Raw genomic sequence first — 17,577 nt, forward strand, 5'->3', positions numbered from 1 at the left:
GTCAAAGAGAATGAATGCCGAGGTCACGGGCTATGTCAGCCGTCACAGTCCGGTCGCCCCACCCCAACTGACTCGCATTTGTTGTCGTTATGAGGCGTTTTAACGACAACAAATGCGAGCTAGTTGGGGTGCACGGCGTCAGGGTTGCATCCGCGTGCTGGTCAGCACGAAGCCCGCGGTGCCTCCCGAGCTGAAGGCCGCCGCACCCGTGTTGCCCCACTGCGGGAAGAAAATGTCCGAGATGACTACCGATCCGTCTTGTGTGAAGACCTCCACGGATGAGGAATCCAGGAGGATGCGGAGCCGGACCTTGCCGTCCTTCGTGGGCACGGAGGCTTGGTGGTAGGGGCTGAATTTCGGCGAGAAGTTGGAGGTTCCGGCCGTGGAACGGTCCACTTTCAGGGTTTGGCTTGCGCGGTTGTACGAGATGCGGAGGCCTGCCCTCCCGTCCGAGGAGGCCCGCAACACCATGCCGGCGTCCGCTGAGCCCGCAACGTCCATTTCGGCGTCGATCAGCTGGGTTCGCGACCCGAAGTCGCTGCCGAGGGACTCCGTGGAGTCGGTGACGGTGAGGTTTTCGCGATGTACTTCACTGGTCTTGGCGTTCGTGAGCGCATCCGCGGCGGCCGGCGCGATGGCGGATCGGAGCTCGAAGCGGCTTCCCGTAGCTGCGAGGGTGAGCTGGCGGGGGATGGCCATGGATCCGCGCCACGGGGTGCTCGGTACGGACTGCGCATAGTCCCAGTTCCCCATCCAGCCGAGCAGTACCGGCTTTCCACCGGGAGCCGCGGAGATGGTGTTCGCGGCGTAAAAGTCCGCTCCATGGTCCAGCCATTGCGAGTCCGTCAGTGGGTCACCCGGCTTCGCCGCGTGCTCTGCCGTGAACCGGGTGCCGTCGAAGTCGCCCACGAAGTACTGCATGCCGGAGCCTCCCGCGATGCCTCCAGGGTTGATGCTCACGATCATGACCCACTTCTTCAGTCCGTTGCCGCCGTCGACGTCCATCTGGAGAAGTTCGGGAACTTCCCAGAGGCCGCCCTGGGCGCCCACCCCGGAGAAATCGCTGAGGAAGCTCCAGTGCAGCAGATCCGTGGATTTGAACAGTTTCACCACTTGGGCGTCCGCTACCACCGTGGTCATGACCCAGTATTTGCCGGGCTCATACCAGGTGATCTTGGGATCGCGGAAGTTGTTCGACGCCGGCTGCAGGCTGAGCACCGGATTGCCTTTGTACTTGGTCCAGGACGTCCCACGGTCGAGGCTGTAGGCCACGGACTGGGCCTGGCTACCCTTGGGCAGGGCCCCGCCTTCGCCGTATGAGCTGGTGTAGAGGGCTACCAGCGGCGGGTTTTCAGCGGTGCCCAGGCCGGAAGCGTTCTTGGTGTCCGAAACGATGGCGCCGGAAAAGACTTCCTCGCTGGCCGAGCCTTCCATGGCTACAGGCTGTTGGGTCCAGTGCACCAGATCGGTGCTGGTGGAGTGGCCCCACGACATATCTCCCCAGAAGTTGCCGTGTGGATTGTGCTGGTAGAACGCGTGATAGGTGCCGTTTTCGTAGACAAGTCCATTGGGATCGTTGATCCAGTTTTGCGACGCTGTGAGGTGCGCGGCGGGCCGCCACGGGTCCGATTCGGACGGCGCCGGGGCAGCTACGGTGCCGGCGGCGGACGGCGGGTTCGCCGCAGACGGCGAGGAGTCCGGCGTCGGGGTGCAGGAGCTCGCGACCATTGCCACGACAACGGCGACGACGGCGAGTACCGCCTTGCGGGCGGAGCGGAAAGGGTGTTGGGGAGAGTGGAGCATGGGACTTCCTGGGTTGTGGAGCGGGGCGCCCGGGGTGAACCGGGCGCCCCATAATCGCCGGGCAGGCAGCAAATCCCCTGCCTGCCCAGCTGGTATTGACGGTGGCCTACTTGTAGAGGCCTTCCCCTCCAACGCGGACGTTGGTGGGGAGGTAGCCGAACGGGCCGAGGCCGTTCTTGCCGAAGCTGCGGTCAACCTGGGTGACGCCATCGGCGAAGTTGATCTTTACCGTAGGGGAGAGGGACCCTCCACGGACTCCGTCGACATTGTCGATGAATGACTGCACCAGGCCACCCGGTTGCACGTAGTGCGAGTAGGCCTGGAACTGACGGCCGTTCTGTTGTGCCGACTGGTTGCCGCTCGGGTTGTTAGCAGGCAGGTTCAAGTCGGTCGGCGAGCCGAGCGCGAGTCCCGAGTTGTTCACCGGCTGGAAGTCCGAACGGACACCGTTGCCAACAAAGCCGTAGACGCCGTCGGGACCGCGCATGCCATCGGCGTAGGTGAACTGGTGGCTGATGGTGAACAGGTAGTACTTGTTCTTGCCGTTTTCGTTCTGGATGAAGATCTGCGGGCGCTCGGTCTGGTCGTTGACGCAGTTGGCGGACAGGATCGGCGGCAGGAAGTGCCACTGGGTCAGGTCATTGTTGTCTGCGACTGCCAGGCCGACGCTCGCGGTCTGGAACCACGCTCCGGTGGTGGTGTTGACCGTGTTGGTGTTCTCGGCGTGGGGATCGCCTTGCTGGTAACCAAGATCGGCATCGGTGCACTTGTAGGAGCCCCGGTTTCCGGCGGTGTTGCCCTCAAAGACCATGAAAGTCTGGCCCGGGTGGGCCGGGTCTTCGAAGGTGTACGGGTCACGGAAGGCGAAGCCGGCGTTCTGGGCCTTGGTCTGGTAGAGCTTGCCGTCCGGCTCGAGCAGCTTGGTGTGCTGGAACCCGTCGAAGGTCACACCGTTCTTGTCGGCGTGGATGTTGCCGAGGGCCTTGGCGATGACCGCGTCCGGAGCGATCCCGCCGCCTCCCGCGTTGCGCTCTGCACGGTCGTAGAACGTGGTGGCCGTGTAGAACACGTTGACGTGGTCACCTTGCATGAGGCGCGTGGAACCCGACCACTCGGTGTTGCCGATGGAGGTGTTGTCCAGGAACAAGTGTCCGCCGTAGTTCCATTTGTCCTTCGCCGGGTCAGCGTTGGTCTTGCGGAAGAAGTAGCCGATGCGGGCGTTCCAGTGGCGCTGGTCGAAGCCGTAGCCCGCGTGGCGGTCGGCGACGAGGGAGAAGATGACGTCCCAGCCCTTGTAGCTGATCTGGTTGGCGTTCTGGTCGGTCAGGGACCAGGTGTCCCAGACCCACACGTCGTCGTTCATGGCCGGGAAGTCCTTGGGGATCTCCGGCATGGTGACGTTGGGGCTCATGGAGTTCTGGCCGGCGGTCACGTTCGGGTTGCTTTGGGCCATGATTTGCTTGGCATCCGCTCGCGTCCACTTGGACGTGAAGTTTGCTGCGGGATCAAAGGCTTCTTGCGTGTGGACCGTCGGCAGCGGGAATCCCGGCGTGGGAGCCGGCATTGTGGTGGCTGGCTTGTCGGCAGGCAGGTTTGCCTGGGCTGCCGGGGATGCCATGAGCACCGTGGCGGCCACGCCGGCAGCGGCCGCAAAAGCGGCTACCGACCGCAGGCGTCGGCGTGGCCTGTTCGGGTTTGAGTGAGATTTCATGCGTGCTCTTCTCGCGGAGGTTGGACTACGTGGAATGGGCGCAAGCCCTGGTCCGAACTCCGGCGCTCCCGGTAACACCAATGGCGTCGTCAGGAACGCCATCGTGTCGGGTGGGATGGGGATCCTTAGGAAGCCCCATCCTGCGGTTCCGGCACGTCGACTTGCCGGGACCGATCAAAGCTTGACGTGCGCTGGATGCGGTTGCAACCCGTGTTTCGTCCGGCATTCGGGGCCAAAAACCACATGTCGGACATATGTGCGCAAGCGCTTACATTTTTACACCGCGCGCGTGCCACGGAAAGCGCGGCGGGTCAAATATTTCTGAATAAATCTGATTTATTCAGAAAGTTCACACGCCATTAACACTTGGGTGAATTGACTTGACAGGAGTCGGAAAATTGCCGTGACGACGCCTGTCGTTGGTGGGTTTCGTGGTCGGCTGGACGGGGACGCAAAACTGCCCGCGCCGGGATCCGACGCGGGCAGTTCGGTGGTTGGTGCTGGCGCTATTTGGCCTTCGTCGAGCGGGTTCGCACCAGGGCGGTGACGCCCGCGACCAGGCCAATGAGGCCTGCCGCGAGCCCGAACCAACCGGCCGTGGATCCGGCGTCGCTGGATGTCGAAGCCGCAGCTGACGGGGCCGACGGACCTGAAGGAGCCGGGGTCCCAGACGGGGAAGCAGTCGATGCGGCCGAGTCACTGGCGGTGGTGACGAACGAGGGAGCCGGGCGCCCGGGCTCTGGCTGACCCTCAACGGTCTTCTCGTCCCACTTCACTACAGTGCCGTCGGTGTAGCTCTGGGTCGCGGGCAGGGCGATGGTGGTCCCGGCGTCGGGCAGTACACCGACGGAGATCGAGAACGCCTGATATTCGTTCTGCCCGATCTGGTGTGCTGCGTCCGCGGTCCAGACGACCGAACTGACAGCCTTGGTCACCGTTGCTCCTGCGACCGTGACGGGTTTTGGCAGGGTGGTGGTGACGAGTTCTGCCGTCCAGCCCTCGACCGGCTTCACGGACACCGAGTTGAAGGGCGTGTCGGTGGGGAGTGAGACTTCGAGCTTGTTGGTCTTGGCCGTGGGGGACTCGTTGGGGACGTTGAAGGTCAGGTGGGTGTAGCCGCCCGCTGCCGGGTCGTCGGGATTGACGTTGACGTGTGCGGAGGCGGCCGAGACGCCGAAGGCAAGCAGTCCGGCGACCAGGGTGGCTGCGCAGGCGGTCTTGAGGGTACGGCGGTGGGAGGTCTTCATGGCAATGGTGCCCTTTCACAAAGAAAAGCGGTTGGGGCCGGGGCGGACGGAGGTCCGGACCAGTGAAGGCAAGGAGCTGCCGCCCGTCCCTGCCCGTGTGTGAAGGGGAGAGTCTTAGGCGGCGGAAGCCAGGGTTGGTGGACCACGCCGGGAAGGAAGCCGGAGGCCGGGAAGGCCCTGAGGACGAACATCGGGGCTCGAAAGGGGGCTAGGGGCGCGAAGTGGCTGCACCACTGTGGCGGCGGGTAGTTGGACCAGCGGGCGCAGCCACGCCGCCAGCGCCCATAGTGCTCGTTCGCCGCGAGCGAGCACCAGGGCCGTGCCCAAGGTTGCCACGGTGTGCGCTGCGAGCATCTGCCAGTCGCTTGCCGCGGCGTGGGTCGAGGCGATGGCGCTTACGGTTTCCGGAGCGGGCGCCAAGTAAACATGTCCTGTGTGCCCGGGCTGAAGCTGCGCCGCAGTGGAAGCCCCTGACAGAGCGCAGAACGCCCAGTGAAGGCAGAGTTGCCCGGCCCCCAAGAGCCCGGCTAGGGCGGGCAGCGAAAGTCGGACCCGCGTCAGGATGGCGACGGGGAGGATTGTCAGGGCACAGAGCGCCGCCAAAATGGCTGGAGCCGGAAGTTCTCCGCCACCAGCCAAGTGTCCGCCCGCAGCCAAGCTCAGAATGATTGAGCCGAGCAGGCTGGTTCTCAAGAAGCGGAAAGGCGCGGATGTCGTCATCGGCGGTCCTTTCCGGTTCGAGCGCTACGGCGGAGAATCACTCAAATTCTACTGGCCCGCGACGCCGGATTTCCCAAGCAGTCCAGGTAGCGATGCCAAGCACATCCCTAGAGTTCGAAGGGGGAGTCGCCGGGCTCGATCTGGACCAGACTATAAACTCAGTGTATAGATGGAGTGTGAACAACTCCCTCACCCTGTTGGGTCTGCTCAGCCGTCAGCCGAGCTATGGCTACGACCTCAAGCATTCCTATGACCGCTACTTCGGGACCGGGAAGCCCTTGGCTTTCGGGCAGGTGTATTCGACTTTGGCCCGGATGATCCGTGACGAGCTGATCCGCGCCTTGGGCGAAGAGACCGGCGGCGGTCCGGATCGTAAGAAGTACGAGATCACGGTTGCCGGCCAAGACAAGGTGCGCGAGTGGCTGTTCACTCCCGACGTGCCATCAGAGTCCCTGCAAAGCAACCTCTTCGCGAAGACCGTGATTGCCTTGCTGATCGACGACGACGCCGACCGGCTGCTCGACGTCCAGCGCCGCGAGCACATGGCGCGTATGCGTGAGCTCACCAAGCTGAAGCACGATGCCGAGCCGCTCCAAGTGTTGATGTGCGACCACGGGCTGTTCCACATTGAAGCCGATTTGCGGTGGATCGAGCTCACCAGTGCTCGCCTAGCCCGCCTGAAAAAGGAGCTTCAGAACGCATGAATGCTTTGTCCAGCCACCCAGTGGTCCTGAGCGCACGCTCGCTTCATCAGTCCTTCGGCCAGACCCAAGCCCTTCGCGGAATCGACCTCGAGGTCCGCTCGGGTGAGGTATTGGCAGTCATGGGTCCATCCGGTTCCGGCAAGTCCACGCTGCTGCATTGCCTCGCGGGGGTCATGGTCCCGGACTCCGGATCAGTGGTTTACAGTTCACCCGGCGCGCAATTGCCCGTGGAGATTAGTGCCCTGAATGAACCGATGCGGTCGAGACTGCGGCTGACAGACTTCGGCTTCGTCTTTCAATTCGGCCAATTGCTTCCGGAGCTCACAGCGGTGGATAACGTCAGCATTCCGCTGCTTCTCGGTGGAACCAAACGCCCGGAGGCCATGCGCCGTTCGGCAGAATGGCTGGACCGCTTGGGACTGGACGGGATGGGGGAGAAACTGCCCGGTGAACTCTCAGGAGGCCAAGCCCAACGGGTTGCCGTCGCACGTGCCATGGTCACGTCCCCTGCCGTGTTATTCGCCGACGAACCTACCGGGTCTCTCGACTCGCTTGCCTCTGAGAACGTGCTGACGCTCATGCTTGAACTTGTCAGGGAGATCGGCACCACGGTGGTCATGATCACCCACGATGCGCGCACGGCTGCATATGCGGACAGGGAGGTCGTTGTGCGCGACGGCATGCTCGGCGCAGGCTACCGGGGGGCTTCGTGAATCAGGGCTTGCTGAAACTAGCTGTGGTTGGCAGTAGGTCCTCCTACGGTCGGCTGATGGGAATCATGGGTGGGGTGGCCGTCGGAGTGTGCCTGCTGCTGTTGCTCTGGGGTGGTGCCAACGGACTGAACCACCGTGACGAGCGTGGTGCCTGGCTGCGTGAAACGGGCGGCTCCTCCATGGCCACCCCCGTGGCTGCGGAAGGGGGCGGCGCTACAGAACCGGTAACGCCTGCACCGTTGACGTCGAATACGGCGCTCATGAGGGCAAATCCGGTGGAAGTTTTCCGGGACCAACTGATCAACCGCCGCGACTTCGCTGTCTCGCCAACGACAACCGTGAAGCTTCCAGGCGTTGAACACGCTCCGGGTCCAGGTGAGTACTATGCGTCGCCTGCACTACAGCGCCTGATCGAGGCCACCCCCAGGAATCAGTTGGGGGACAGGTTCGGGCAGTTCGTCGGTTTCATCGACGATTCTGCGCTACCGGGGCCAGATTCCCTGATTGTCATCACAGGTGCCACGGAAACCGAGCTTCGACAGAGCGGAGCAGCGACTCTGGTTTCCGGGTTCACGTCCAACCCGTATGGCGAGAACGCCAGCGCATACATGACCGTGCTGCTCATCGGGGCAATTGCGGTGTTCTTTCCCGTGCTGTTGTTGATCCGTATCGCTACCGCCTTGGGCGCGGCTGAGCGCCGGGAACGCTTCGCCACCCTGCGACTGATCGGAGCTTCCCCTCAGGTGGTTTCCTGGATCGCCGCCATCGAAACCGCTATCCCAAGCCTGGCGGGGGCAATGCTAGGCATCGTGCTCGCTGTCTTCCTGACGCCGGCCGCGGCCCAGGTCTCGGTCAATGGGACCAGGATGTTCGAAGGTGACCTTGCCACCAAGGATGCCATGGCCGCCGTCGTCGTTATCCTGGTGGTTGTGGCCGCAACCCTGGTGGCGGGATACAGCACTGCCCGGGCAGGAATTGGCCCCTTGGGAGCGGCCCGGATGGTGCATGAGAAGGCGCCTGGGAAACGGCGGCTTGTGCCACTGTTGGCCGGACTGCTTGCCATGATCATGGAAGTTGTCATCACCCGAACCGGGAAAATTCGCACTCCATGGCTTGAAATGCCGCTGCTCGTAGGAGGCTTCGCGCTCATCCTGATTGGCATTGTGATCGTCGGACCATGGCTGACCCTGCATGCGAGCCGGCTAGGACTGCACTTCGCGCGCAGCGCGTCCGCGGTCATTGCCGCCAGCCGGATCCGCGGGACTCCCGTGGCGACGTTCCGGTCCATCGCCGGGTTGGTCGTTGCCGTGTTCGTGGTCTCAGTCTTCGCCGGTGCATCCAGCATCATCCACACAGAAGCCGGGGCCGCCGCCCGTCCAGGCCTCATTCAGCCCACAAGCCTTCATGCGACCATTGGCGCTGGACAGGCCCGTGCCGAGGTGGCACAAGTCGCCGACCGAGCCAAGGAGCTCCCCGGGATCCACAGTGCCACCGTCGCCTACGCCCACTCTGCCATCGCCAAGGGAGGCGGCCCCGACTTGTACATTCAAGCTGGTGACGCTCCCGCCCTGGGATTTGAAAACATTCCTCAGGCCGACGTCCTGTCCCTGGACCTGTCATTCCTTTACCCATGGACAGCGCAACCGCTGACGCTGACTCCTGCGCCGGTCGATCGGCTTTCCGCACTCGTGCCTGCGGTGATGGTGGTAGGGACCGATGGGACGCCTGAGGCCATGGACCGAGCCAGGACTCTTCTGAACGGTTCGGGCATCACGGCGCAGCCCGCTTCTTCCGTCATGGACACCCAACTGCAGAGTCACACGCGTCTGATCCAGGGCCTCGCGGTACTCGCTTACCTCGGCATGTTTGTGGCCATCGCGATTGCCGGGATGTCCTTGGCAGTCGCCACCGCATCAGCGGTCTTGGACAGGAAAAGGGTCCTCGGCCTCATGCGATTGATGGGGATGCCGGTGTCAGTCCTGCGCCGGATCATCGTCCGTGAGGCTGCAGTGCCGCTCGTGACCGTGTTGTTCCTCTCAATCGGGCTCGGATTTTTCGTCGCTTGGTTAATGGTCACCGGCATCAACGATACGTACAGGGTGACCTGGCCCGCGCCCGACTACTTCGCCGCCCTGGGCCTGAGCCTGCTGCTGGCCCTCGTCGCAGTGACAGCAACGTTCAGGGTCATCCGGGCACATACCGCGATAACCGCAACGCGCTTCGAATGAGGCAATCAACGAACGAACGCCGTCGAGCAGAATTTCTGCCCGACGGCGTTCGGCGTTAGTCGCGCTGTCCTGGCCCTACCCGCGGTTCGTACATCAAAGCTTGGCGATGATGTCCGCCAGGAGGCGCGAAATGCGTGCGCCCGCTGTCTGGCCCGCCTCGATGACTTCCTGGTGGCTCAGCGGTACCGGGCTGATGCCCGCGGCCAGGTTGGTCACGAGGGAGATGCCGAAGACCTCCATGCCTGCGTGCCGGGCGGCGATGGCTTCCAAAGCGGTGGACATGCCCACCAGGTCCGCGCCGATTCGCTTGGCGTACTGAACCTCGGCCGGAGTTTCGTAGTGCGGGCCGGTGAACTGGGCGTAGACACCTTCGTCAAGCGTGGGATCCACTTCGCGTGCTAGGCCGCGGATGCGGGAGGAGTACAGGTCCGTGAGGTCCACGAACGTGGCACCTTCAAGGGGAGAAGCCGCGGTCAGGTTGATGTGATCACTGATCAGCACCGGAGTGCCGGGGGTCCAGGCTTCGTTCAGGCCGCCGCAGCCGTTGGTCACCACCAGGGTCTTGCATCCGGCTGCCGCGGCAGTGCGCACGCCGTGGACTACTGCGCGGACGCCCTTGCCTTCGTAGTAGTGGGTACGCGCGCCGAGGACAAGGGCCCGCTTGCCTTCCTTCGTCAGGACCGAACGGATGGTGCCCACATGCCCTTCAACGGCAGGCGCATGGAAGCCGGGAACCTCCGACGCCGTGAGGGTCGCCGTCGTTTCGCCTATGAGATCCGCGGCCGCGCCCCAGCCTGAGCCGAGCACGAGCGCGACGTCGTGGGATTCGACGCCGGTCTCCGCCGCGATATAGTCGGCCGCAGCTTTGGCGGCCTCGAATGGGTCTGTGTTCATCAGCTCTGTGTTACTCACTGGTACAAACTACAGTGCCGCGCGCGCTGTTGAACAGGGCGCAGTTGGGCAGGTAAACGGCCTCTGGGGGCGTTCTCAGGTGGGGCTTAGTGGCAGGTCCGCCGGCATTAAGTGAGAATTGAACATTGTGACCATGCATCCTGACTTCAGCTCACCACGAATCGCGATCCTGGGCGGAGGTCCAGGCGGATATGAAGCGGCCATGGTCGCGGCGCACTTGGGAGCGCGGGTAACCCTCATCGAGCGCGCCGGCCTCGGCGGCTCAGCCGTCCTCACCGACGTCGTACCTTCCAAAACCCTGATCGCGACGGCGGATCTCATGACCCGCGTGGGCGAGGCGGGGGAGCTGGGAGTCAAGTTCGCCGTCGACGGCAGCGATGTGGCACCGGGGATGCGGGCGGACCTCGGCCACATCAATGACCGCGTCCTGCACCTAGCGCGGGAGCAATCGGACGACATCCGGGTGGGCCTTGAGAACCTCGGCGTCGAGATCCTGATGGGCTCCGGGAAGCTCCTGGACAACCACACCATCGAGGTCATCACCTCGGACGGCATCAAGACGATTACGGCCGACGCCATCCTTCTCGCCGTCGGCGCGCACCCCCGCGAGCTGCCCACGGCAAAGCCCGACGGTGAGCGCATCCTGAACTGGGCACAGATCTACAACCTCGAAGAACTTCCGGAAGACCTGATCGTCGTCGGTTCCGGCGTCACCGGCGCAGAATTCGCTTCGGCCTACAACGGCCTTGGCTCGAACGTCACCCTCATTTCGAGCCGCGACCAGGTGCTGCCCGGCTCGGACACCGACGCAGCCCAGGTCCTTGAAGGTGTCTTCAAGCGGCGCGGCGTGCGCGTCCTGTCCCGCTCACGCGCCGAGGCCGTCGAAAGGACCGATGCCGGCGTGAAGGTGACGCTCGGCGACGGTTCGGTGGTGACCGGCAGCCACTGCCTGGTATGCGTGGGATCTATTCCCAACACGGCCGGAATCGGGCTGGAAGAGGCGGGCGTGGCTGTCACGGAGTCCGGCCACATCAAGGTGGATGGCGTCTCCCGCACCACCGCGCCGAACATTTACGCCGCTGGCGATTGCACGGGAATCCTGGCTCTCGCCTCGGTCGCTGCCATGCAGGGCCGCATTGCTGTTGCGCACTTCCTGGGCGACGCCGTCATGCCGATCAAGCTCCACCAGGTTGCTTCCAACATCTTCACTTCACCGGAAATCGCCTCCGTGGGCGTCTCCGAGGCCGACCTCGAATCAGGTAAATACCAGGGCGACGTGGTCATGCTGTCCCTGCTGAGCAACGCCCGCGCCAAGATGCGCAACACCAAAGACGGCTTCGTCAAGATCATTGCGCGCAAGGGTTCCGGAACGGTGATCGGTGGCGTCGTCATCGGCCCCAATGCCTCCGAGCTCATCTTCCCGATCGCTGTTGCGGTGAAGCAGAAACTGCACGTCGACGACCTCGCGAGCACCTTTACCGTGTACCCCTCGCTGACCGGTTCCATCTCGGAAGCGGCGCGACGGTTGCACGTGCATATGTAGGGCATGGCTCTGGTTGCCTAACGCCCTAGAACCTCGCTCACCCTCTCGAGCGATTCCGGATGCGCGGCGATCTCCACCGCGCCTTCGTCCGTCAACACGGTCATTGCCTCGATTCCATAGACCTGGATGTACTTACGGTCCTTGCGGCTGACTTTTCGGCGCCCCGGTAGTAGATCCTGGACCTTGATCGTCGTCGCCCGTCCGGACGGCTCCAGGGTGTCGTACACCGCGGGCTGGAATGGATAGACCCGGCGCTGGGCGTCGCGATCCCTTGGTTCCAGAGGCTGCTGAGAGAACCTGTCCGGGAGTCCGGATAGCGGATGTAGGCCATGATTTGGCCGTCTTCTTTGAGGCGGGCTCTGGCCTTACGTCTTTGCCGGATTCCGAACACTGCAAGAAGCCAGTAGCCCAATGTCCACACAATGGCGGTGATAACCGAGTCCGCTAGGCCGCGCCGTCCAACCGCCATCCAGACAGCTGTGGCAAACACAAAGAAGAGAATATAGCCGACGGCCATGGCGAGATGGGGGTGCTGCCGGACCCATTTTTTCATGGGGCAATACTAGGTAAGCGCGCCACCATGCGACAGGGCCACGATGACTCGTGGTCAAGGTCCGCGGGACTGGATACCTTGCCTCAGGTGAAAACCTCCGCCTACCGCGCTCCACTAACGACAGCGAAATTTGTAACTGGACTTACTCCCGGTAGATTTCCCGGCGATGACCGGCCTGAACGACGACTATCACGAGTCGGCCGTCGTCGATCCGGTAGAGCACTCGATAATCTCTCGTTCGAACTCGCCACTCAAGCCGCCCTGCCAGCTTCTTGGCGCCAGGCGGACGCGGTGTCTCAGCCAGCAACTCGATGGCCGCCTGGACCCGGCGGCGGCCCTCGGGAGGAAGCTTGCGCAGCTGCCGCAATGCAGCCGGCAGGACCGTGATGTTGTAGTTCACGTCAGTCCCAGGTCGCGCTTGACGTCCTCCCAAGGGATCGGCGTCTGACCGGTCTGTTCCATCTCTTCCCATGCCAGGTCGACTGCTCGGATGTCTTCGAGTTCTTCCGCAGCCTCGCGAAGGCGCTCCAGCTCGGCGGAATCAATTACTGCCGCGACCCGAATTCCGCGGCGCGTGAGGAATACCGGTTCGCGCTCGCGGTGTGCCGTGTCCACAATAGTTGCGAGGTGGTTCCGGGCCTCGGTGATGGCTATGTCGGTCATGCATTAGATGTTACGGCAAATACGGCAAAATGTACGTTGCGTACAGAACTGCCGATAACGTTGGTTCGGGCTATTTTGATGCTCCTATAGCTGTCAATGGTCGTTGAGCCAGCTTTCGTAGCGTTGGTGGAAGTGGTCGTCACGGGTGAGTCCGCGTTCGAGTCTGGATAGTGCGGTGGGCCAGACGCGGAGGTCATCGGCGGCGGCCTGGAGCGTGATGTTCTTGGTTTTGCGCAGGGCGCGGAGTGCTGCAGCGTCCGGTGCCGGTTGCGGGTGTAGGAGCTGGTCGTAGAGTTCGCGTGCGACGTAGCGTTTGAGGCAGCGCATGATTTCCTTGGTGCTCTTGCCTTCTGCCCGGCGCCGGGCGACATAGGTTCTCGTGCGAGTGTCACTCATCATTCGGACGAGAACGACATGGTGGATCGCCTTGTTCGCTTGCCGGTCGCCGCCGCGGCTGAGCCGGTGCCGTATGGTCTTACCGGAGGATGCGGGGATCGGTGCGACGCCGACGAGGGCTGCGAATTGCGCTTCGGTGCAGATCCTTTCGGGGTTGTCGCCCACGGTGACCAGCAGCTGGCTTGCCACGTCGGTGCCGACCCCGTGCAGGTCGCGGAGCAAGGGCGCGTGAGTGGTGATGATCGCGTCGAGTTCAGCATCGATCAACGCTATTTCCTGGTGCAACGCGCGGTACCGGGTAGCGAGGCGTTTGAGCGCGGTAGCGGTAGCGTTCAGGGGTTCTGAGATGGTCCCTGCCGGACGGGTCTTTTCCAGTGCGGACATCTGCGCTGTTCTGGTCAGGCCCCGGTATTTGGCGCGGAGCGGCTCCGGAGCGGAGACAAGGAAGCTCTGGATCTGGTTCATGACCGCAACCCGTGCCCGCATCGCCGTGGATCTCTCAGACCGCAGGACACGCAGTGACTCCACAGCCCCGTCGCGCGCTTTCGGCGTGGCGGTGCCACGGCCAGCCAACGCGGACTCCGCAGCCTGATAAGCATCCAATGGGTCCGATTTGCCCTTTAGGCGGCGCCCCTGCCGGTTCGGGCGCATGACCTCCAGGACTTGGATGCCCTCACGGCTCAGGACGCGGGAGAGCTCGGCTCCGTAACTGCCGGTGCCCTCCACGCCTACGGCCACGACCGGACCGAAGCCGATGATGAACTCCACAATCTTCCGGTAACCGGAACCCACGGCCAGGAACTCCCTGTCTGCCAGATGTTGTCCGGTTTCGCTGATGACGGCGACGTGATGGGTATCGGCATGCGTATCGATCCCGGCGATGACTTTCGGATGCTGTTTTGCCATGATGAAACTGCCCTGACCTTCCGTTGCGTGCGATGGAACACGAGGGGGGCGTGGCGGCCGGGTGGGCAGACAAGACAGTAACGGGATTCTTTGAGCAGGCTCCTATGAGGTCATGTCCACCTGGGCCGCCGCGCATACTGCAGCCTGTGTCGCGGCGGACAGATCAAAATCAAGACAAACCCCAAAGGGCGTCAGTCGGAGGCAGAGCCACACCGCAACACAAGCCAATTCCATCATTACTGTCGGTGCCTGCTGGCAGAGTAGTGCCATGGAAGCGATCGGACATCTCACCACCCGCCAGGGCGCCGCGCCCGGTGGCCGGTTTGTGGTGTCCCCTGGGGTGCGGGCGCCTTGGAGGGTGCCTGCGGCTGGTCAGTCGCTGATGCCGCGCCGGTTCGCTCTGCTGGATCCGGGTGAAGCTCACGGCGGCAGTCACGGTGGTCCGCAGCGGGTTCTGGAGGGTGCTCTTGCAGCGTTACGCTCGCTGGCGCGGACGGCGGTCGACGACGTCGGGCCGTTGGGGTTGCCGGATTCCGCGGCGTTTGCCTCCGGCGTGGAGGAACTCTCCCGCACCCTGGACTACTTGCAGCTCGTCGCCGCGGGGCAGTTGCATCGGGTGCGGCAGCAGGAGCCGGCCGCCGGAACTGGCTGGACGACCGGCTGGGGAGCCGAAACGCGGGCGGACGGCTCCAGCGATGGTCCCGGCAGCCCCGAAATTGAAGGCGGAGCAGCCGAGGCGAGTGCCGACGTCGGGAACGGCAGTCTCGCCGCGACGTCCGCCGTCGCCGGGTTCCGGGAGTTCCGGAACACAGGCGAGCACCTGCGCTCGCTTCTGCGGATCAGCGCGGCCGAGGCGCGCCGCCGTCTTGCTTTGGCGGAGGATCTGCTGCCGGGACGCTCCCTGACGGGGCAGCGGATCCAGCCGCGGTATGGGGAAGTGGCCGCGGCCCTGGCCTGCGGGAGCATCGCGTCCCGGCCGGCCACCACCATCACCATGGCTCTGGATCGCGTCCGGCCCCTGTGCAGCCGCGAGACAGCAGCGGACATGGAACACGCATTGACCCTGACGGCGACCGAGAACGACGCCGATTTCCTGGCCAGGATTGCCCGGCGCTGGACCGACGCGATCGACCAGGACGGTGCCGAGCCCAGCGAAGAAACCCTGCGCCACCTCCAAGGCGCTTTCCTGCGGCGGCCCAAACACGGGCTGCAACATGTGGAAATCTTCGCCACACAGGACCAATACGAGCACCTGCTCACCGTCATGAACACCGCCACCAACCCCCGGACCCGCACGTCGGGGGAGCCCGGACCGGAGGACGATGCCGTGGAAGCCGGCGGCGGGAGCGCGCCGGCAAATGCTCCGGCCGACGGGCTGCCGGGTGGTTCAGGTGATGATGCCGCGTCCCTGGACCGCCGCACGAGGGCGCAGAAACTCCTGGACGGGTTGCTGGGCGCCTGCAAGATTGCCCTCGCCACCGGGGCGCTGCCTGCGGCCGGGGGCCAGCGCCCCCAGATCATGGCCACCATCGACCACCGGGATCTCCTCGCATCGGTGAAGGAAGCCGGGCAGCTCACGTTCCTGGGCCAATCCGGACAAGCCGGGCGCGCCGACGGGTCGCAACAGGACACGGGGAGCTTTGCATTCACTGGTCCGGTCCCGGCGGCCACGTTGCGGAAGATCGCCTGCGATGCGGACATCATTCCCGTCGTCCTGGGCGGGGAAGGCCAGGTCCTGGACATCGGCCGGGCATCCCGGATCTTCCCCGCCCACATCCGTAAAGCCATCACCGCCCGGGACAAAGGCTGCGCGTTCCCTTCGTGCACGATGCCGGCCCCGTGGTGCGAAGCCCACCACATCACGTACTGGTCCCGGGGTGGACCAAGCAGCGCCGACAATGGTGTCCTGCTCTGCAGCCATCACCACCACCTGATCCACAAGGAAGAGTGGCACATCCAGGTCCAAACAGGCGTGCCCTGGTTCATCCCGCCACCCCACATCGACCCAAGGCAACAGCCACGCAGAAACCACTACTTCCAGGTGTGACCACGTGCTCCGGTGTGACGTGCCTGTGCAAGAGTATGTGAATGGAAATTCTTGACCGTGAGATCCTCGTCGATGAACTCACGGCTGTCATGCGCGGGTATGAGGCGGCCAACAACACTCATGACATCGAGCGGGTCCTGCCGTACATCGCCGAGGACGCTTCCTATTGGTTTTCAGACGGATCTCACGAGGGCCACGAGCAGGTCCGGTCAGCTATCGAGGCGACCTTCCGCGCAATTCAGGACGAACGGTACCTCGTCGACGAACTGACGTGGGTGTTGGTGCAGGCGAATGGCGCCGTTTGCCGCTACCGATTCTCTTGGACGGGAATCGTCGATGGTCAGCCACGCTCCGGGGCAGGACGCGGCACCAACGTATTCGTGCGCAGACACGAAGGCTGGCAGATTGTCCACGAACAACTGACGGCCGATTAGTGATGGCGCACCGGGAGGCGCCGTTGCCTGAGGGGAACGGGTAGCCGGATCCCGCGCTTGTGTCGCGAATTGGTGATTCCGAACAACCCAACGGGTAAGTACGCTCTGGTTTACTAGGGCCATGGGGGACTTGGCAGAAACGAAGATCGCACACTCAAAGTGGACGGGCTGGTCAGCGGACGCGACCTTGGTGGTCGACAGCGAGCGTATGGCGCCCTTACGCCGCGAGGTGTCTTCGTCCGGAGCGAGAACGTCGATTGGATCACCGGGAACCGATGGCAGCAGATACACGTTGCCGGGATCCGCACCGTGGTCGACCTTCCGGTAACCGCAACAACGCCGAACCTTGGCTCAAGGAGCTGTGGCGGCAACACGGCACAACAACCGAAGGCGCGTTCCGGGATGCGTTGGCAAATTTCGATCCCGAAACCTTGCTCGACACCGCAGCGCTCACAGACGGGGACCGGGAGGCCTGTTCACCTGGCGTGGCGCGGCAACCAGACCCTCAAACCCGGCGGGATAGCGTGGGCGTGCAGTTTTGGCGGTCAAGATTTGCAGCTATCAGGCGACCCTTCAAGAAGGGCAATCGGCTTCCAGCGCGCAGCTCTTGTAAGCACCTCGGAGGCCGCCTAAGTGGCATGGCTCCGATACGTGCGACTCGAAGCCATGATCTGGGTGCGAGATGTTGTTGAAGAGTCACGGCGGTGAGGGACCCCTGGGATTCAGCGAAAGCAGGGAATGGGGCGGATTGGGACGCCACGGTTCAAACCGCAGGAACAGCAATGGCTGCAGAAACGCGCCGCTCGCCTCGTCTTCGGACTTCATCTCGATCTCCGGAAGCACTGCGCCGAGATTGCGGAGCACGGGACAAGATGTCTCGCGTTCCGCTGCTGCCTTGGAATGTCTGTCAGAAGGGGGATAACTGGGACCAGATCCTGACAGGCCACTCCATCGGGCGAGCTGAGTTTAGTAAGAATTACGCCATGATCTGGACCAA

General features: G+C 63.6%; 16 protein-coding genes. 7 read left to right on the top strand and 9 right to left on the bottom strand.

Annotated elements, in window-relative coordinates:
* Positions 1-138: 138 nt before the first annotated feature.
* The 4 genes from LFT47_RS06625 to LFT47_RS06640 all read right to left on the bottom strand — a co-directional run bounded on the left by LFT47_RS06625 (position 139) and on the right by LFT47_RS06640 (position 5,481).
* On the bottom strand, positions 139-1,803 hold the full coding sequence (locus LFT47_RS06625) for a glycoside hydrolase family 32 protein (protein WP_236816399.1): 1,665 nt from the start codon (positions 1,801-1,803) through the stop codon (positions 139-141).
* A gap of 106 nt (positions 1,804-1,909) precedes the next feature.
* On the bottom strand, positions 1,910-3,514 hold the full coding sequence (locus LFT47_RS06630) for a glycoside hydrolase family 68 protein (RefSeq protein ID WP_236816402.1): 1,605 nt from the start codon (positions 3,512-3,514) through the stop codon (positions 1,910-1,912).
* 506 nt (positions 3,515-4,020) lie between these two features.
* Positions 4,021-4,761, bottom strand: a complete 741-nt coding sequence (locus LFT47_RS06635; RefSeq protein WP_236816404.1) for a YcnI family copper-binding membrane protein — start codon at positions 4,759-4,761, stop codon at positions 4,021-4,023.
* Between the two features lie 114 nt (positions 4,762-4,875).
* Complete coding sequence (locus tag LFT47_RS06640) at positions 4,876-5,481, bottom strand: hypothetical protein (protein ID WP_236816406.1); 606 nt, start codon at positions 5,479-5,481, stop codon at positions 4,876-4,878.
* Positions 5,482-5,657: 176 nt separating this feature from the next.
* Between LFT47_RS06640 and LFT47_RS06645 the strand changes: the two genes are divergently transcribed.
* Genes LFT47_RS06645 through LFT47_RS06655 form a run of 3 tightly spaced genes read left to right on the top strand, consistent with a single transcriptional unit; the run spans position 5,658 to position 9,126 of the window.
* The gene (locus LFT47_RS06645) at positions 5,658-6,185 is read left to right on the top strand and encodes a PadR family transcriptional regulator (RefSeq protein WP_236816412.1); all 528 of its coding nucleotides are present in this window, start codon (positions 5,658-5,660) and stop codon (positions 6,183-6,185) included.
* Positions 6,182-6,898, top strand: a complete 717-nt coding sequence (locus LFT47_RS06650; protein ID WP_236816413.1) for an ABC transporter ATP-binding protein — start codon at positions 6,182-6,184, stop codon at positions 6,896-6,898. The genes LFT47_RS06645 and LFT47_RS06650 overlap by 4 nt, the downstream gene beginning before the upstream one ends.
* A 56-nt stretch (positions 6,899-6,954) precedes the next feature.
* Positions 6,955-9,126, top strand: a complete 2,172-nt coding sequence (locus LFT47_RS06655) for an FtsX-like permease family protein (protein WP_236816415.1) — start codon at positions 6,955-6,957, stop codon at positions 9,124-9,126.
* A 93-nt stretch (positions 9,127-9,219) separates the two neighbouring features.
* On the opposite strand, the gene LFT47_RS06660 is transcribed toward LFT47_RS06655, so the two are convergent.
* On the bottom strand, positions 9,220-10,020 hold the full coding sequence (locus LFT47_RS06660; RefSeq protein ID WP_236816417.1) for a purine-nucleoside phosphorylase: 801 nt from the start codon (positions 10,018-10,020) through the stop codon (positions 9,220-9,222).
* A gap of 145 nt (positions 10,021-10,165) precedes the next feature.
* Between LFT47_RS06660 and LFT47_RS06665 the strand changes: the two genes are divergently transcribed.
* A complete protein-coding gene (locus LFT47_RS06665) occupies positions 10,166-11,581 on the top strand; it encodes an NAD(P)H-quinone dehydrogenase (protein ID WP_236816419.1) in 1,416 nt (471 codons plus the stop codon).
* A gap of 17 nt (positions 11,582-11,598) precedes the next feature.
* Here the strand turns inward: LFT47_RS06665 and LFT47_RS06670 are convergent, their stop codons facing one another.
* From LFT47_RS06670 to LFT47_RS06685, 4 genes are all read right to left on the bottom strand, one after another.
* On the bottom strand, positions 11,599-11,808 hold the full coding sequence (locus LFT47_RS06670; RefSeq protein ID WP_236816421.1) for a hypothetical protein: 210 nt from the start codon (positions 11,806-11,808) through the stop codon (positions 11,599-11,601).
* Between the two features lie 468 nt (positions 11,809-12,276).
* On the bottom strand, positions 12,277-12,534 hold the full coding sequence (locus LFT47_RS06675) for a type II toxin-antitoxin system RelE family toxin (protein WP_236816423.1): 258 nt from the start codon (positions 12,532-12,534) through the stop codon (positions 12,277-12,279).
* A complete protein-coding gene (locus LFT47_RS06680; protein ID WP_236816425.1) occupies positions 12,531-12,797 on the bottom strand; it encodes a type II toxin-antitoxin system Phd/YefM family antitoxin in 267 nt (88 codons plus the stop codon). The genes LFT47_RS06675 and LFT47_RS06680 overlap by 4 nt, the downstream gene beginning before the upstream one ends.
* A 93-nt stretch (positions 12,798-12,890) precedes the next feature.
* Positions 12,891-14,099, bottom strand: a complete 1,209-nt coding sequence (locus LFT47_RS06685; RefSeq protein ID WP_236810701.1) for an IS110 family transposase — start codon at positions 14,097-14,099, stop codon at positions 12,891-12,893.
* Between the two features lie 268 nt (positions 14,100-14,367).
* On the opposite strand from LFT47_RS06685, the gene LFT47_RS06690 reads away from it, so the two are divergent.
* From LFT47_RS06690 to LFT47_RS06700, 3 genes are all read left to right on the top strand, one after another.
* Entirely contained in the window at positions 14,368-16,146 is a 1,779-nt protein-coding gene (locus LFT47_RS06690; protein ID WP_236816427.1) for an HNH endonuclease signature motif containing protein, read from the top strand.
* 41 nt (positions 16,147-16,187) lie between these two features.
* The gene (locus tag LFT47_RS06695; RefSeq protein WP_236816429.1) at positions 16,188-16,580 is read left to right on the top strand and encodes a YybH family protein; all 393 of its coding nucleotides are present in this window, start codon (positions 16,188-16,190) and stop codon (positions 16,578-16,580) included.
* Positions 16,581-16,739: 159 nt separating this feature from the next.
* Positions 16,740-17,213: a tyrosine-protein phosphatase gene (locus LFT47_RS06700; RefSeq protein WP_236816431.1), complete on the top strand. Its 474-nt coding sequence runs from the start codon at positions 16,740-16,742 to the stop codon at positions 17,211-17,213.
* Positions 17,214-17,577: the final 364 nt, after the last annotated feature.

The sequence above is a fragment of the Arthrobacter sp. FW306-2-2C-D06B genome (genome assembly GCF_021789175.1).
Classification (GTDB): Bacteria; Actinomycetota; Actinomycetes; order Actinomycetales; family Micrococcaceae; genus Arthrobacter.

What these genes read in the sequence shown, in the direction of transcription:
- LFT47_RS06635 (WP_236816404.1), bottom strand. Translation starts at nt 4,761, where the DNA reads ATGAAGACCTCCCACCGCCGTACCCTCAAGACCGCCTGCGCAGCCACC.
- LFT47_RS06685 (WP_236810701.1), bottom strand. Translation starts at nt 14,099, where the DNA reads ATGGCAAAACAGCATCCGAAAGTCATCGCCGGGATCGATACGCATGCC.
- LFT47_RS06650 (WP_236816413.1), top strand. Translation starts at nt 6,182, where the DNA reads ATGAATGCTTTGTCCAGCCACCCAGTGGTCCTGAGCGCACGCTCGCTT.
- LFT47_RS06680 (WP_236816425.1), bottom strand. Translation starts at nt 12,797, where the DNA reads ATGACCGACATAGCCATCACCGAGGCCCGGAACCACCTCGCAACTATT.
- LFT47_RS06690 (WP_236816427.1), top strand. Translation starts at nt 14,368, where the DNA reads ATGGAAGCGATCGGACATCTCACCACCCGCCAGGGCGCCGCGCCCGGT.
- LFT47_RS06660 (WP_236816417.1), bottom strand. Translation starts at nt 10,020, where the DNA reads ATGAACACAGACCCATTCGAGGCCGCCAAAGCTGCGGCCGACTATATC.
- LFT47_RS06655 (WP_236816415.1), top strand. Translation starts at nt 6,955, where the DNA reads ATGGGAATCATGGGTGGGGTGGCCGTCGGAGTGTGCCTGCTGCTGTTG.
- LFT47_RS06625 (WP_236816399.1), bottom strand. Translation starts at nt 1,803, where the DNA reads ATGCTCCACTCTCCCCAACACCCTTTCCGCTCCGCCCGCAAGGCGGTA.
- LFT47_RS06630 (WP_236816402.1), bottom strand. Translation starts at nt 3,514, where the DNA reads ATGAAATCTCACTCAAACCCGAACAGGCCACGCCGACGCCTGCGGTCG.
- LFT47_RS06640 (WP_236816406.1), bottom strand. Translation starts at nt 5,481, where the DNA reads ATGACGACATCCGCGCCTTTCCGCTTCTTGAGAACCAGCCTGCTCGGC.
- LFT47_RS06695 (WP_236816429.1), top strand. Translation starts at nt 16,188, where the DNA reads ATGGAAATTCTTGACCGTGAGATCCTCGTCGATGAACTCACGGCTGTC.